Source organism: Vibrio agarilyticus (genome assembly GCF_012641465.1).
GTDB classification, from domain to species: Bacteria; Pseudomonadota; Gammaproteobacteria; order Enterobacterales; family Vibrionaceae; genus Vibrio; species Vibrio agarilyticus.
Window position 1 is genome coordinate 102,075 of sequence record NZ_JABAIK010000002.1, and the last position, 15,713, is coordinate 117,787.

At 47.6% G+C, this 15,713-nt stretch carries 15 protein-coding genes; 7 read left to right on the forward strand and 8 right to left on the reverse strand.

Going from position 1 to position 15,713, the window contains the following annotated elements:
* Nucleotides 1-221: 221 nt before the first annotated feature.
* Complete coding sequence (locus HGP28_RS02435) at nt 222-887, reverse strand: LuxR C-terminal-related transcriptional regulator (RefSeq protein ID WP_168834854.1); 666 nt, start codon at nt 885-887, stop codon at nt 222-224.
* Nucleotides 888-1,048: 161 nt separating this feature from the next.
* A complete protein-coding gene (locus tag HGP28_RS02440) occupies nt 1,049-1,249 on the reverse strand; it encodes a restriction endonuclease subunit S (protein WP_168834855.1) in 201 nt (66 codons plus the stop codon).
* 349 nt (nt 1,250-1,598) lie between these two features.
* Here HGP28_RS02440 and HGP28_RS02445 point away from each other — a divergent pair, with 349 nt between their 5' ends.
* Genes HGP28_RS02445 through HGP28_RS02470 form a run of 6 tightly spaced genes read left to right on the forward strand, consistent with a single transcriptional unit; the run spans nt 1,599 to nt 8,414 of the window.
* Nucleotides 1,599-2,555, forward strand: a complete 957-nt coding sequence (locus HGP28_RS02445; RefSeq protein WP_168834856.1) for an AAA family ATPase — start codon at nt 1,599-1,601, stop codon at nt 2,553-2,555.
* The gene (locus HGP28_RS02450; RefSeq protein ID WP_168834857.1) at nt 2,556-3,512 is read left to right on the forward strand and encodes a DUF58 domain-containing protein; all 957 of its coding nucleotides are present in this window, start codon (nt 2,556-2,558) and stop codon (nt 3,510-3,512) included.
* A 1-nt stretch (nt 3,513) separates the two neighbouring features.
* On the forward strand, nt 3,514-3,987 hold the full coding sequence (locus HGP28_RS02455; protein ID WP_168834858.1) for a DUF4381 domain-containing protein: 474 nt from the start codon (nt 3,514-3,516) through the stop codon (nt 3,985-3,987).
* Nucleotides 3,980-4,951, forward strand: coding sequence for a VWA domain-containing protein (locus tag HGP28_RS02460; protein WP_168834859.1), 972 nt, complete (start codon nt 3,980-3,982; stop codon nt 4,949-4,951). Before HGP28_RS02455 ends, HGP28_RS02460 begins: the two co-directional genes overlap by 8 nt.
* On the forward strand, nt 4,944-6,782 hold the full coding sequence (locus tag HGP28_RS02465) for a VWA domain-containing protein (RefSeq protein ID WP_168834860.1): 1,839 nt from the start codon (nt 4,944-4,946) through the stop codon (nt 6,780-6,782). Before HGP28_RS02460 ends, HGP28_RS02465 begins: the two co-directional genes overlap by 8 nt.
* Nucleotides 6,783-6,785: 3 nt before the next feature.
* Nucleotides 6,786-8,414, forward strand: coding sequence for a BatD family protein (locus tag HGP28_RS02470; protein ID WP_246225536.1), 1,629 nt, complete (start codon nt 6,786-6,788; stop codon nt 8,412-8,414).
* Between the two features lie 163 nt (nt 8,415-8,577).
* On the opposite strand, the gene pstB is transcribed toward HGP28_RS02470, so the two are convergent.
* The 5 genes from pstB to HGP28_RS02495 all read right to left on the reverse strand — a co-directional run bounded on the left by pstB (nt 8,578) and on the right by HGP28_RS02495 (nt 13,694).
* Nucleotides 8,578-9,327, reverse strand: coding sequence for a phosphate ABC transporter ATP-binding protein PstB (gene pstB, locus HGP28_RS02475; RefSeq protein ID WP_168834862.1), 750 nt, complete (start codon nt 9,325-9,327; stop codon nt 8,578-8,580).
* A 29-nt stretch (nt 9,328-9,356) separates the two neighbouring features.
* Nucleotides 9,357-10,220 carry a phosphate ABC transporter permease PstA gene (gene pstA, locus HGP28_RS02480; protein WP_168834863.1) on the reverse strand — a complete coding sequence of 288 codons (864 nt, stop codon included), beginning with the start codon at nt 10,218-10,220 and terminating at the stop codon, nt 9,357-9,359.
* Nucleotides 10,221-10,237: 17 nt separating this feature from the next.
* A complete protein-coding gene (gene pstC, locus HGP28_RS02485; RefSeq protein WP_168834864.1) occupies nt 10,238-11,167 on the reverse strand; it encodes a phosphate ABC transporter permease subunit PstC in 930 nt (309 codons plus the stop codon).
* An 86-nt stretch (nt 11,168-11,253) separates the two neighbouring features.
* Complete coding sequence (locus tag HGP28_RS02490) at nt 11,254-12,075, reverse strand: phosphate ABC transporter substrate-binding protein (protein WP_168834865.1); 822 nt, start codon at nt 12,073-12,075, stop codon at nt 11,254-11,256.
* 281 nt (nt 12,076-12,356) lie between these two features.
* Nucleotides 12,357-13,694, reverse strand: coding sequence for a DEAD/DEAH box helicase (locus tag HGP28_RS02495; RefSeq protein ID WP_246225513.1), 1,338 nt, complete (start codon nt 13,692-13,694; stop codon nt 12,357-12,359).
* Between the two features lie 384 nt (nt 13,695-14,078).
* Between HGP28_RS02495 and HGP28_RS02500 the strand changes: the two genes are divergently transcribed.
* Nucleotides 14,079-14,336: an Lpp/OprI family alanine-zipper lipoprotein gene (locus HGP28_RS02500; RefSeq protein ID WP_168834867.1), complete on the forward strand. Its 258-nt coding sequence runs from the start codon at nt 14,079-14,081 to the stop codon at nt 14,334-14,336.
* Nucleotides 14,337-14,632: 296 nt separating this feature from the next.
* Here HGP28_RS02500 and HGP28_RS02505 read toward each other — a convergent pair whose 3' ends face one another.
* Nucleotides 14,633-15,586, reverse strand: a complete 954-nt coding sequence (locus HGP28_RS02505) for a L,D-transpeptidase family protein (RefSeq protein ID WP_168835086.1) — start codon at nt 15,584-15,586, stop codon at nt 14,633-14,635.
* Between the last annotated feature and the right edge of the window lie 127 nt (nt 15,587-15,713).

Below are 15,713 nucleotides of genomic sequence, written 5' to 3' on the forward strand. Positions count from 1 at the left end.
TCTGAGAAACTCATTCCTTTTGAGTCTAATCCTCATACTTACTTCATTATCATTTCGTTACACTGATAAAGAAGTACTAGGTAAAGTTAAGTTCAATTTCTCGATTAATGAAAATCCGAAAGGTATTTTTTTCGTGCGCGGGTTTTATCAAGCACTATACCCAAAGGGTATAATGCTCAAGTGGAACCGAGGTCAATGCATTGAACGAGAGCGGAAAGAAATTAAGAGAGCCCTTGGTGAAAGCTAAGATGATCTTTGGCCCAAATCAACGCTTGAACACGATTGCGAACGTCAATTTTCCTAAAAATATTATGTAGATGGGTTTTAACCGTATTTTCGCTTACCGAAAGTGTTCGAGCGATTTGTTGATTAGAGTCACCGTTTGATAACAACGTAATGATCTGCCGCTCTCGCTTGGTTAATGGCACCATGTCATGTGAAGACACTGGCTTGCGATGGAGTCTCAACCCCTCAATCAATTCGCTCGCCAAGCGACGGCTAAACCACATCTCGCCCGACAAAATGCGCGCAATTCCTTGCTGAAGATGTTCAATACTGTCATCAAAATAAAACAGACCCACCACATTCTGCCAATGCGCTAGCGTCTCACTTCCAACAGAGTGAGCACAATTAAACAAGATTTCTTGTACGGGGTGTTCCGCTCGATGAAGCAAAGAAACATAGTGGGAATAGAAGCTGGCTTGTGCAAGATCATGATCGAACAAGATCCAACGACATCTTGCGGGCAGAGTGGTCGCTGTTACAAGCTGCTGCGGCGTAAACAACACAAACTCAGCGCCAAGCACTTGCTCAAGTTTATCTTTTAGCAGTATCGATTGCAGGCTGTCGTCTGCTATCAAAACGACGCGTGTTGCTGCAGTAGCCATCTCTTAACCCTTTCTAAAAACCCCAGTTAAAAGAGTAATCTCGAGCAACACAAAGTCAAGGCGAAAGCCTGAGAATGACTAAGGTAACAGTTTGATTTTTCTAACCAAAGTATGAGACAAGCATGAGATGGCGCAGCGTTAACGCGTCGTTACGTTAGCGCTTAATGAATCGGCGTCGTGCCCTTTTCACTAAACTTACCAAAGTAGTGCTCAAGAATTTCGGGGGTCAGCTTCCCTTCCTCTTCAAGGCGACGAAGTTCTGCGGCAATCGCTTTTTGCTCTTCAAGAGACGGAAGCGCGACTTCTGGCTCTTGAGTCAGCTCTTGTGCCATCGCTTCTAATTCTTGTTCAAATTCTTTCATCACTGTTATACCTATTCATGAAACTGTGGCGATTCTAAACAACATCACTACGTTATGCCAGCGCTTGATAAAGCCCCATCAAATACGCTTAAATCGCAACAACATACAAGCGGGCTTGCTGGAATGAAAACAGTCAGTAAAATACGCCAGTGATGACTCGATTATCAAATTGAATCAAGATGATACTCAGGCAACGTGACGGAATAGGTCGCGACAACGCGCCAAGTTTTGCACCTTAATACGTCAGCCACATGGCAGTGCCGCTAGATGAGCAAAATCAATTAAGCCGCGGAAACTTTTCCTAGCATTTTGCTGTCTAGTCATCAAGATAAACATAGGAACACAATCCATGCTGCTTACTCAGTTTCAAGCATTACAACAGTATCTACACCAACAAATTATTGGCCAGCCAGCCCTAACCGAACAACTGCTGATTGCGCTGCTTGCCGACGGCCATATTTTGGTTGAAGGTCCTCCCGGTCTTGCTAAAACACGAGCTGTCAAATGCCTTGCCGATTGCATAGAAGGCAATTTTCATCGCGTGCAGTTTACACCTGATTTACTCCCTGCGGATCTGACCGGTACCGATATTTTTCGCGCTGAAACAGGGTCGTTTGAATTTCAGCCAGGCCCTATCTTCAATCATCTGATCCTCGCCGATGAAATTAACCGCGCACCGGCCAAAGTGCAGGCGGCTATGCTTGAAGCCATGGCAGAAAAACAAGTGACCGCAGGACGCACCACCTACCCACTTTCGCGCCTATTTTTGGTCATGGCAACGCAAAACCCAATTGAACAAGAAGGCACGTACCCACTTCCCGAAGCTCAACTTGACCGTTTTTTGTTACACCTTAATGTGGATTATCCTCAGGCTGAGGATGAGTTGGCAATTTTGCGCATCAATCGCGGCGAAGCAAAAGGTGACGAAGCCATCGCGCATCCCAACCTGACTCAAGAGGCCATTTTTGCCGCACGCCAAGAGGTATTAAACATTCATATGGCAGAAAGCGTCGAGCAGTACATTGTTCGATTGGTGATTGCCACACGGGAACCAAGTCGTTATAGCACGGCACTGGCACAAGCGATTGCAATGGGTGTTAGCCCACGTGCCACAATCGCCCTTGACCGCTGCGCTCGCGCTCGCGCTTGGCTAAATGGCCGTGACTATGTTACACCAGAGGATGTACAAGCGATGGCTTATCCGGTGTTACGTCATCGCATTTTGCTTAGCTACCATGCTCAAGCAGAAGGCATGAATGGGAATCAAATCATTGACCAACTTTTAAAGCTGGTAGGAAGTGCGTAAATGACGCCATCATTGCCACCACATACCGATGGTGCGACATTAAATCTCAACGAGTTAGTGTATTACCAAAGCCAGACGGTGCGTTGGTTACCCCCAGCGCGCTCAGTTTGGTCGCGTCTCGCCGGATTGCACCACAGTCGCCAACAAGGGCGAGGAATGGATTTTGCCGAAGTGCGTCAATACCAGCCCGGTGATGATATTCGCAGTATTGACTGGCGCGTAACAGCACGTACCGGAAAAACCCATACCAAACTTTTTACCGAAGACAAACAGCGCTCCGTTCTGATTTATCTTGATTTAACCCCATCGCTGTTTTTTGGCTCATGCTACGTTTTAAAATCGGTGCAAATGGCCCATTTCGCTGCGGTGTTGGCTTGGCTCACACTGGCAAACAAAGATTGCGTTGGCTTTCTCATTGATAATGGCCAGCAACAGTGGGAATTTAAGCCTAGCGCCTTAACCAAACGAGCGCTCAGCGGGCTTGCGACATTAGTTGAGCTGCACAATCGTCAGCTTAATCAAGCGCCAAAGCCTGCACTCAACCGAGAGGTTAACGCCGCCCAAAGCGCGCCACTCTCGAGTTCAAATTCTCTGCCGTTGACTGAAAAATTACAGCGATTGTGCCCAAAAGGGACTGAAATCATTGTACTGAGCGATTTCGCCTGCTTTGATGCCACCATGTTGGAGGCGTTCTCACCACTTCGCCACCATAATACACTGCGCTTCGTTCAGCTTTTCGACCCACTTGAACAAGGTCAAACTCGCTTTCGCGGACGCGCGCGAGTCACAGATGGTCACGAGACTCACTGGTTCGATTTTGGCTCAAAAAACAACAAATCCTTGCTCATGGCGGCATTTGAGCAGCATTCTGCGCAACTGAAACAGCATTGTCTCTCTCAAGGCATTGATTTCCACACTATTAGCTCGGGCCAAGCCCTATTAGATCAAATAAATTAATATGAATACTGAACCCACTCTTGCTCTTGATCCATTAGTGCTTCCACACGCTCCCAGCTGGTTCCCTCTGGCTTGGGGCTGGTGGGCGACCTTAGCCTTTGTGGTAATCACGATTATTGCGCTGATCTTAACGGTAAGAATTCACCGCTCACGCCGCAAAGCCAAACGCACCGCATTATCACTCTTTGCACAAGGTAACATCGCGACCTCGCCTTCGGCGGCACTCGAATTACTGCGTCAAGCGGCGCTGTGCTACTACCCCAGAGAAACCATTGCATCGCTTAATGGAGACGCTTGGTATCAATTTCTTGATGAGCAAATTGGTGAAGCCCGCTTCATGCCGAAACTGGAACAATGGCAAGCCGCGCTCTACCAAACCGTATCTAATGAAGAGTGTGACAATCGCACACTGATCCAAGACTGTTACGATTGGGTGGCCAAAGCCTTGCCACCTAAGCGAGGTCGCCGTGGCTAGTGGGCTATCGTTTGTTTGGTGGTGGGCATGGCTACTATTACCGCTGCCTTGGGTAATTCGCCGATGGTTGCCCGCGATTGATACCGTCGAGGCACTGCGTTTGCCTTGGTTGCCTCAGTCGTCAACACAACGCAAGCATCGCGCCACACCGACCCTACTTGCGGCCGCATGCCTTTGGCTTGGGTTGGTTGCGGCTCTGGCGCGACCCGTTTGGTATGGTGAACCGATTGAATTTCAGCCCAAGCACCGCGACCTGATGCTGCTTGTCGACTTATCAGGTTCAATGGAGCAACGTGACATGATGCTTGATGGCGATTATGTCGACAGACTGACCGCCGTGAAACACGTTGTGAGTCAATTTGCCAGCGAACGCAATGGCGATAGGCTAGGTTTGGTGGTGTTTGCCGACCATGCCTATTTGCAAACCCCACTCACTTACGACCGCTCAAGCGTAGTACAACAACTGCAACAAATGGTTATTGGACTTGTTGGATCCAATACGGCGATTGGTGACGGCATTGGTCTTGCCACCAAAAGTTTTGTCGACAGTGAAGCGCCGCAACGCGTGATGATCCTATTGAGCGATGGGGCCAATACGGCAGGCACACTCAGTCCGGAAGACGCGGCACGCATCGCGGCAAAATACCAGGCCAAACTTTACACCATTGGGATTGGCGCAGGTGAAATGGAAGTGGATGGTTTTCTTTTCTCACGCACCGTCAACACAGCGCGTGATTTGGATGAAAGCACACTAAGCGCCATCGCCAAAGCCACTGGCGGCCAATATTTTCGAGCTAAAAATGCCACGGATCTGACTGATATCTATCAGGTCATTAATCAATTGGAGCCGATTAATCAGCAAGTTCAGATCTGGCGTCCACAAAGCGAATGGTTTTACTATCCACTGGCAATGAGCCTGGTGATTGGCGTTTTGCTTATTCTTTTGGGCCGAGTCTATGACTGATTTTATTTTTCTCTACCCTCAATGGCTCATCGCGCTACTGGCTCTGCCTCTATTCGCATGGCGCTTATCTCAGGGAGCGCGCTCCGCCTCCCCCATTGCGCCGCACCTTCGCGCAGCGTTAGGGATTAAGCACGCTAAACGCAGACACGGCGTGATTACGCTCATCACTACAACGCTGGCAATTGTTGCGCTGGCAGGCCCCAGTTGGCAAAGCCAGCCTCAGCCACTATTTCAAACTGAAACAGGTCGAGTTCTCGTGCTCGATATGTCACGCTCGATGTACGCTAAAGACATTGCACCCAGCCGCTTGGAGCAAACAAAATACAAGGCGCGGGATCTGCTCGCATTATGGCAAGAAGGGGCAACCGGACTGATTGCTTATGCAGGTGATGCTTATGCCTTAAGCCCACTCACCACTGACGCCAAAAATTTGCAGACATTGGTTGATAACCTCTCTCCCGACATCATGCCGATTTCTGGCGCAAATATGGCTGCCGCTATAACACTGGCGCGCCAACAGCTGGAACAAAACGGCAATCGCAGGGGCGATATTGTGGTGATCAGTGACGATCTTGACGATCTCGAATTACAACAAGCGCTCAATGCGTTAGAAGGGAGTCCATTTCGAATTAGCGTGTTAGCAATGGGGAGTGCGCAAGGCGGCCCGATCGAATTGCCAAACGGCTCATTACTGACAGATACGCAAGGCGCGACCGTAATTGCTCAGCCCCATTTTTCCAATTTACAACGCCTTACTAAGCAGACGGGTGGCCTGTTTATGCCATTGCAATACCGCAATGATGACATTGAGGCCTTGGCGAAATTTACCACGCCAACGGCACAAACCCGTTCACTGACAAAAGAGAATAACGCTTTGCAACATCGGGTTAATAACGGTTTTTGGTTACTGCCACTGATTGTGATACCGGCACTGGGTCTGTTTCGTCGTGGCGTACTTTGGTCAGTCGCGCTTTTAGTCGCATTATTACCACCGATAAGCGAAGCCAACCCTTATCTCAATCGCGACCAAATTGGCAAGCAGCTCTTCGATGCCAAAGAGTATGAAAATGCAGCGCAAACATTTGAATCAAATCAATGGCGCGGCGCGGCGCTCTACCAAGCCGGCAAATACCAAGAAGCTGCCGAGGCACTTTCTGACTACCAAACCACGGAAGAGCAATATAACTACGCCAATGCCTTGGCACAAAATGGCGATTTTGACCAAGCGCTTGCGAACTACGAGGCGGTATTGCAAGCATCTCCTGATTTCATCAGTGCACAAAAAGGCATTGAGGCAATAAAACAGTATCAGCAACAGCAACAGCAACAGCAACAGCAACAGCAACAGCAACAGCAACAGCAACAGCAACAGCAACAGCAACAGCAACAGCAACAGCAACAGCAACAGCCTGATCCTGCCCCTTCTCAAGGTCAAGCAAAAAGTGAGACAGACAGCGACCAAGCTAAATCAAATCCGCAGGCGCAGCCTAGCGACTCTGGTGACAAGGACCAAAATCCTACGCCGTCGCACAGTCAAACCGAAGAGCGCTCAGCTGAAAAAGCCAATTTGGGAGAAAAAAAGTCAGGCAATGACGCTCAAACGCAAGAAGCAGCGGATGATATCGCACGCCCATTCGACGAGCCAAATTCGGCAGACGCTAAACCGCCAACCCAAGGCAACTTACTGGAAAATGAGGCATCCAATGATCCCGATTTACGTCAGTTAGACGCCATCGAGGCGGCGCGCGATCCTGCTTATCTTCTAAAAGCACAGATGTTATTACAGTCACAACAACGTGATACCCCAACCACCACAGGCAAGGAGTGGTAATTGATGATTGTTCGTTTTATCACCACGTTGCTGGTGTCTATTTTGAGCGTTTTGTTGCCGATTTCTACGGTAACGGCGGCAGAGTTTACCGCGGCTGTCAGTAAGACTCGAGTCAGCAAAAATGAAGTGTTTGAGTTGGTGATCACGACAGATCAAGCGGTTAAGCAAAACAGCATTGATTTCTCGAGATTAAAAGATCACTTTTATTTGGGTCAGCCATCGCTCTACCAAAGCGAGCACATTATTAATGGCAAGCGACGCAAACAGACCCAATGGCGCCTCTCTCTTGCGGCTAATCAATTAGGTCAGCTAACCATTCCGTCCTTTACCATTGACGGCGTTAGCACTCAACCGATCACCATTTTTGTCGAAGCAAATCCATCAGAACCTAAAGCAGAAGATTTGGTTAAATTACACGCAAGTCTGGATCGCGACATTCTCTATCCGCAGCAAAATGCGCAGCTCACCAGTAAAATTATCATTACGGCTGATACTCGTCGCCTTGACAATGTGCGGTTAGTGCCCCCTTCGGTTAATGGTGCCACGTTAGAGCCTGCCGGAAATGCTGAGCAATACAGCGCCATCATAGATGGCTTGCAAGCCACGATTGTCGAACAAAACTTTATCATTCACAGTGACGAGCCAGGCCAATATGTTATTACGCCGCCTAGCTTTAGCGCCGTATTTCAATACGGCGATCCACGGCAAGGTGGTAACCGCATTTTACCGATAGAACTTGACGTCGCCCCGCTGACATTAACCATCAAACCCATACCGAAAGAGGCCGTCAAACCTTGGTTGCCCGCCACCGGACTGACCTTGGCTCAGCAATGGCTGGGAGACAATAGCCAGAGTGATATAGCCACAAATCAAAACAGTGTTCCAGAGCTGGCTCAGGGCGCTGCGATCACACGCGAAATCACGCTGACTACCACGGGCATTGATGCAAAATTAATCCCAGAGCCACAGGTAAATTATCCATCTTCGGTTCGGGTCTATCGCGAAAAACCGCAAATCACAATCCTTGCTGATGGACAAAGTCAGATTACCTACAAACACACCCTGATCCCAACCGAGTTAGGCCAACTCACGCTCCCTGCGATCACGGTGAATTGGTGGAACAGTCGCGAAGATCGCAATATTGCCACATCCATTCCCAGTAAAACCGTCAATATTATTGCGGCGAAAGACTCACTATTACCCACTTTGCGTCAAGAACCCGCTTCGACAGAAGCACCAACGACAACAACAGAGCCGCCAATCAAATGGATCGTCAGCACGATAATATTTGCCACCCTTTGGCTCATCACCTTGGTAGCGTGGTTACGCGCGCGACGCCGCACCAATACTGTGACGCCCCAACACACGGCAGCCAAAACCGAGCCAAGTCTTGAACAAATTCTCAACTCCGGCGACACCGTGCTCATTATTCAGGCCGTTGAGCGATGGCTGAATAGCCAAACTCTCGACACACAAAGCGAGCGCAATGTGCGGAATGAATTGCAAGCCATGCAACGGGCCAAATTTGCCAAAACACCCAATCAGTGGTCGGCAGATAAACTTAAGCAGGCTATCGCACATGCCAAACCTAGTGACAAGAATTCAGAATCGAATACACTCGCACCACTGTAAGATATAAAAAAGCCCCTCATCAAGAGGGGCAAGAACTTACCATCGCGTTATTGTTGTAATCCTAGCAACCGAGCGGTTATTTGACCTTGCCACCGAAAGCGGCAGTGGCAGTGGCAATAAAATAAAAACTCAAAGTAGTTATGCTTAAATAACTTTAACGAACTTACCCAAAGTCACCATTAACATACCCTTTGGTTCGATCATCGCGTGGCTGACTGAAAATTTGCGCTGTTGCATCGTGCTCAACCAGCTCTCCCATCAGGAAAAATGCCGTTCGATCAGAGATTCGGCGCGCTTGCTGCATTGAGTGCGTCACAATGACAATAGTGAACTTTTTCTTTAATTCTTCCATCAGCTCTTCGATTTTATGGGTCGCAATCGGATCGAGCGCTGACGTCGGTTCATCCATCAAGATGACATCAGGCTCCATCGCAATAGTTCGCGCAATGCATAAGCGCTGCTGCTGACCACCCGATAAGCCAAATGCGTGAGACTTCAAACGATCTTTAACCTCATCCCACAAAGCCGCGCCGCGAAGTGAGCGCTCAACAACGGTATCAATATGCTGTTTGTCTTTGATGCCCTGCGCGCGCAGCCCATACGCGACGTTTTCATAAATACTCATGGGAAACGGGTTGGGTTTTTGAAACACCATACCGACTTTAATGCGCAAATCAGCAACATCAATATTGCCGTAAATATTTTGCCCATCCATCGCTAAAGAGCCAGTAATCTTCACCCCTTCAATGAGGTCATTCATGCGATTGAGGCAACGCAATAATGTCGATTTCCCGCAACCCGACGGACCAATTAATGCCGTCACCTGGCGCTCTGGAATCGGTAAATTAATCGATTTCAGCGCTTGGTTTTCGCCGTAAAAAAGATCTAAGTTTTCGATGTTAAATTTATTCATGGTCGTGATCCCTAACGTATTGACGTGCATTAATAAGTTGCGGTGTTAAAACGGCGTGCGAGCAATTTGGTAAGCATATTGATCAGCAGCACCACCACAATTAGAACCGTTGCCGTTCCATAGGCCTGGTTCCATTCATCAACCGTAAACAGCTCGGTTGTTAGCTTATACAGATGAACGGTAAGTGTACGTCCCGAGTCCATAATGGATTCTGGAATACGCGCTACCATACCCGCAGTTAAAAACACTGGGGCGGATTCACCTATGACACGACCAATACTCAAAATGACCGAGGTTAAAATACCAGGCATCGCACTGGGCAAGATCAAACGCCAAATGGTATAAATTTTTGATGCGCCAAGACCATAGGAGCCTTCACGATAAGTTTGTGGCACAGCCATAAGTGCCTCTTCCGTGGTACGAATGATCACCGGAAGGATCAAAATGCTTAGGGTGAGTGCGCCAGATAAAATGGAAAAACCCAACCCCAAAATAGCGACGAAAAACGTCATACCAAAGAGGCCAAAAATAATTGAGGGGATCCCTGCCAGTGATTCGGTACAAAAACGAATCACTTTGACAAACCGGCTACCGACTTTAGCGTATTCGGTAAGATAGATAGCTGTCATAATCCCAAGGGGTGCAGCCACCGCAATCGATGCAATCACCATATAAATGGTCGAAATGATCATCGGGAAAATACCCTGCTCATCGCCGGTACGAGTGTAATTATCGGTGACGAAATCCCAATTTACGTGCTGTAACCCATTGGACAAAATGTACCAAATAATCCAAAAGAGAAAGCCAACTGTCAGGGCTGCTGCTGCCCAGACAAATGCAGTCAGAAGCGTGTCTTTACGCTGCCGCGCTTGTTTCAGTTTTACGCGATTCATAACATGAGCCTCCCTGATCATTTCGCTTTTTGACGGTTAAGGTAGAGCAACGCGGCATTGAGTAGCATGATAAACGCCAACAATACGACACCTGTAGCGTAAAGCGCGTTCGCATGAACCCCACTGGCATACGACATTTCGATGGCGATATTTGCTGTCAGCGTGCGCGCAGAATCTAAGATGCCTTGCGGCATAGCAGGGGCATTGCCCATCACCATGATGATTGCCATCGTTTCGCCAAGTGCTCGACCAATGCCCAAAATGACACCAGTCATAATGCCCGAGCGCGCAGCCGGAACCAACAGCTTGAATATCGTAAAAATATGCGAAGCACCCAGAGCAAGTGAGCCCTCTTTGTACGCACGAGGTACGGCGCGAATGGACGTTTCAGACACGGTGATCACAGTGGGAAGAATCATGACACCCAGCACGATGATCCCCGCTAAAATGGTATTTCCAGCAGGAACGTTAAACAGATCTTGGATTAGGGGAACAATAATGACTAAGCCAAAAAAACCGTAAACGACTGACGGAATACCCGCGAGCAATTCAACCGCAGGGCGAATGACATCAGCGACGCGTTTCGGGGCAATTTCAGCAATGAAAATCGCGGTTAACACGCCAACGGGAACGCCAACAACAACAGCGCCAAAAGTAGAAACAACAGACGCGACAATCATGGTAGCCACCCCATAAAGGGCAGGAGGCAGCCAATCTTGGCCCAGCACAATGCCAGTCACGCCTGCTTCTTGAAAAGCAGGAATGCTTTCACGAACAATAAAGTAGGCAATCACTGCCAAAGAGACGATACCGATAACTGCACTGGTCAGGAACAAACCGTGGAACAAACGCTCCTTCCAATCTGTCCGCCGTTTTTGACGCAAAGGTACAGCGTCAATAGTGGTGATATCACTAGCGCCTATAACGTTTTTTGATGCGATGGTCATAATAGAATCTCACAGTTCGATTTAAAGTCGATGTGGACAAAAAGCGCTCAGCCCAAAAGTGGGCTGAGCAAAAGAGAAATCAAGAATTAATTAACCGCGATATAACCTTTATCGCCAACTAACGCTTGAGCTTCATCGGTCAGCATCCACTCAAGAAACTTTTGCGTTTCTGCGCTTGGTTTGCCTTCTTTGTAGAGAACAAGGAATGGACGTGCGACTTTGTATGACCCATTTTTTACATTTGGTACAGTTGCGGCAGTTCCGTCAATCGCAAGTGCATTTACAGAATCATCCACTGTACCTAGCGAAATATAACCAATCGCGTAAGGGTTAGATGCCACCATAGTTTTTAACGAACCATTGCCGTTAGCAACTTGCGCTCGCTGTGAGATAGCAGAGACTTTCTTACCCGAAATTTTCTTTTTCAACTTCATAATGTCTTCAAACGCACCGCGAGTGCCTGACGCAGTGTCACGAGTGATAGCAACAATCGGCTTGTTCTCACCACCAACGTCTTTCCAGTTAGTGATTTCACCTTTGTAAATCTTAGTGACTTGCTCAGCAGTAAGACCTTTTAGTTTGTTTTTAGAGTTCACCACGATGGCGATGCCATCTTGAGCAACGACTTGCTCAACGAGCGTTGGCTCTTTTTCTGATGACTTTAAGTTACGTGAAGACATTCCCAAATCTGCCGAACCATTTTTCGCTGCTTTGACACCAGCAGAAGAACCTGGACCTTGCACTTCAATAAAAACGCTAGGTTGTTTTTTCATATACGTTTCAGAAAATACTTCCATCAGTGGAGTAACACTGCTTGAGCCAACTGCTGAAATGGTTTCTTTTGCAAGCGCTGGATTGATTGTCATTGCACCAATAAGAGCAATTGCACCGATTACTGTCTTTTTCATTACTATATCCTTTAGTGGCAACGTCGCCGTTGTGTGTCTTGAACGAGATTTACTTTAGAATCCATTTGTGACAGTTACGTTTCACTTAATTGAAGCCTCTGTTACATAGCGGTGAGTTGTGAGGTGCTGTTTCTTAACGATTTTTAGAGCGTTGTGGAATGCAGTGGTGTGGTCAAGGCAAAAAAAAACCGTCGACTGACGGTTTTTAAGCAACTAAGTGACATCAAGATAAATAACTCAAAACTTGGGCACTGCGTTGCAATCAAAGATAAGTACGTGCGCTACTCTTGGTTATCATCATTCGTAGCGGCTGGTTTCTTTTTCGGAATAAACACGTTATCGCCCACCGCAACATTTTGGTAGAAACCTTTGTCACGTTTTGCCGGTTTTTTCGCTGATTTCTTAATCGGCGCTGCTTTCACTTTGGTGGGTGCCGCCTTTTTGCGGAAGTCCGGTTTTTTCGGTTTAATACCAGTAAACTTCCCTTTTAAATCATCAAACTGTGAGAAATCGATGGTTTGCTGAAGGAACGTCTCAATTCGCTTAAAGCTGGCCCAATCTTTTGGCCCAACCAAAGAAATCGCATCGCCTTTATTGCCCGCACGCCCGGTACGACCGATACGATGAACGTACTCCTCGGTATGTTTTGGCATATCAAAGTTAATCACGTGCGTTACATTAGCAATATCAAGACCACGAGATGCAACATCCGTTGTCACAAGGATCTTAAACACCGCACGCTCAAATTGGCTCATGATCGTGCTGCGCTGCGCTTGATTCAGATTACCACTCAACGCGACCGCTTTCAGTTTCTGTTCATTTAGTTTGGCCGTTAAACGCTCTGTGTCGTCACGTGTTGCCGTAAAAATGATCACCTGACGATAATCCGCTTGCTCAAGCACGCGCTGCAATATCGCTTCTTTATGATCGAGATGATCGCACAAGTAAAATTTCTGAGTAATATCGCTGTGCTGCTCATTAGCCAGACCAATTGCGATACGCTTAGGGTTATTCAGCATCTCTGCCGCAATACCATTCACTTCGGCGTGATCAAGCGTGGCTGAAAACATCAACGTCTGACGTCGGCGATGTTTGGCGGCTTTATGAATGCGGCGCAGTTCCGGCGCAAAACCAAGGTCCAACATACGATCGGCTTCATCCAGGATCAAAGTGTCAAGGCCATCAAGAAATAGCGACCGATGCTCGAGATGGTCAGCCAATCGTCCCGGCGTTGCCACAATAAATTTCGGAAAACGACGCAACGCCTTCACTTGATCGTTAAAATTTTCACCGCCTAAAATGAGCGCGGCTTCGTAGCTTAAACCGCCCAGCATAGAGCGCAATTCGCCGTAAACCTGCTTCGCCAGCTCTCGCGTTGGAGCCAAAATAACCGCACGCGGATCTTTGGCAGAAAAAGCCTTACTTTTTAGAGATTTATGCAATAAAGGCAGCACAAATGCCAGCGTTTTCCCTGAACCGGTTTTGGATGACGCCAGCAGATCTTTGCCCGCCATGGCCACTGGAATTGCCAATGCTTGGATTTCCGTGGTTTTTTGGAAATCGTAATGCTTCAGGTTTTTAAGCAGGCGATTGTCGAGCCCTAAGTCTTTAAATTGCAAAAATATGCCTCCGATAAGCGTATGCGTTCGCCTCAAACGCGCTCTAAGAGCGACCATACCCACAAGCACAAAACGCTAAGTCAGTTCACTGGATTGAAGTAACTGGGGTATCTATTTAAGGCGGATTTCAAACCGACAATGATACCGCGAAACCTCAGTACAAAGATATAGCCAACTGATGGCAGCCAAGCAATTAGCGCAATCCTTTGTGTGTCTCTAGGTTAAGAAAAATCTCACCCTGTGGACGCCGTTGCTAAAAATAGGGACAGCATGAAATAAGCGGCCATTTCAATTGGGCCATATTACATAACCTCACTACACTGAGAAGGTCAAAAAGAGTTCAAATCGATTTTTGACTGTTACTATCACAACAAGGAGTAACCAATGAAAAAAGTTCTTATTGCTGCAGCAGCAACTTCTCTTTTCGCTCTAGCAGGCTGTTCCAACGGCTATGACACCACAGTGGGAGAGTTGCAAAACGAGGTAAATTCACTTTCCAAACAAGTTGCCCAACTGAAAAATATGACTGCGCAGTCAGAAATGACGTCAGATGTGGCAGCGGCCGCCGCTCTCTCTGCGCAAGAAGAGGCAGAACGTGCGAATCAACGTCTTGATGGTATGTCTGGTTCTTGGAATAAGTAATTTATTTCATTTAACTTGAATGGGTTTAACTAAGCTCTTTTATCATAGTGTTCTCCACTTTTATCGTTGGCTGTTGATGATTAAGCGCTTTGTCCCAATACCCAAACAATTTGAAGACGCTGATGCGGGTAGACGACTAGCGAACAAAACCTCTGAGCATAGATAGACTATGTAATGAGGGTTGTGAGTGCTAGGCATTACTACTGAACTTTCAAATGGGGCGGGTATAAACCTATTAATACTGAATAATAAAATTTGGCACTTAATCGTGCCAAATTTTTTGTCCAATACCCTCTTTAACGCCCATCAATTTTCACTGGCACACCATTTTGCGATGCAATGACCGCCTCCGCCATGGCTTCATCACGATTAGATTGATTGAGCATCGTTCTTAACTGGCGCGGCATTTTCAACGTCTGCTTTTTGCCATCTGCTTTGGTCAACGGTTCATGAACTTCGAGATAAATACGCTGATCCGGTTCACGCGCCATTTTTATCGGCTGATTGATAATGCGTACCTGCGTTTTTGTATCAACCTGATGATATAACCACTCGATATCGGCAGGCGCCATACGAATACAACCGGCACTGACTCTTGCACCAATACCATACTCTTTATTCGTGCCATGGATAAGATATTGGCCACTGCCATAGGCCAACCTCAATGCAAAGAGACCGAGTGGGTTATCCGGTCCGGGCGGAACAACACTGGGCAGCGTAATCCCTCTTTCAAGATAATCTTTACGCACGGATTTGGGAGGAACCCACGTTGGGTTTGCACGTTTTTGACTGATCCGTGTCACCATCTTGGGCGTCTCTCTACCAACACGACCAATGCCGACGGGAAAAATATGGACGATAGGCTCATCAGGGTCGAAATAATACAAACGCAATTCAGCCAAATTAATCACAATACCGGAACGTTGAACATTAGGCAGAATGAGCTGAGTGGGAATCGTGAGTGCATACCCGCGACTAGGAGCAAAGGGATCAATACCAGGATTGGCTGCAACCAACGCGAGGTATCCCACATCGTAGTCTTTGGCAATATTCGGCAGCGTTTCGCCTCGCTCGACGATGTGATAGGTTGTGCGGCCCAACAGCCTTGCGCCATCGGCGTGTAATGTATAAGGCTGGGACCAAGCCGGAACGGTACCGCCTAGCAGGGCGAGCAATAAAGCCGCAGCTCGGCAAAGTTTAAAGAGGGGCCGGCATCGCTGTGTCACTTTGATGCGGCCTGTTTTCGTCATCCTTGCGTTACGTTCTCCTTGGGTTAATTGACGTAATTGCATAGTCACCTACTTAATACCTGACTCTCGGTGATATTTAATTCTATACCCTTGCTACTTGAAACTGCTGCGTTGTTGACTGGCACCC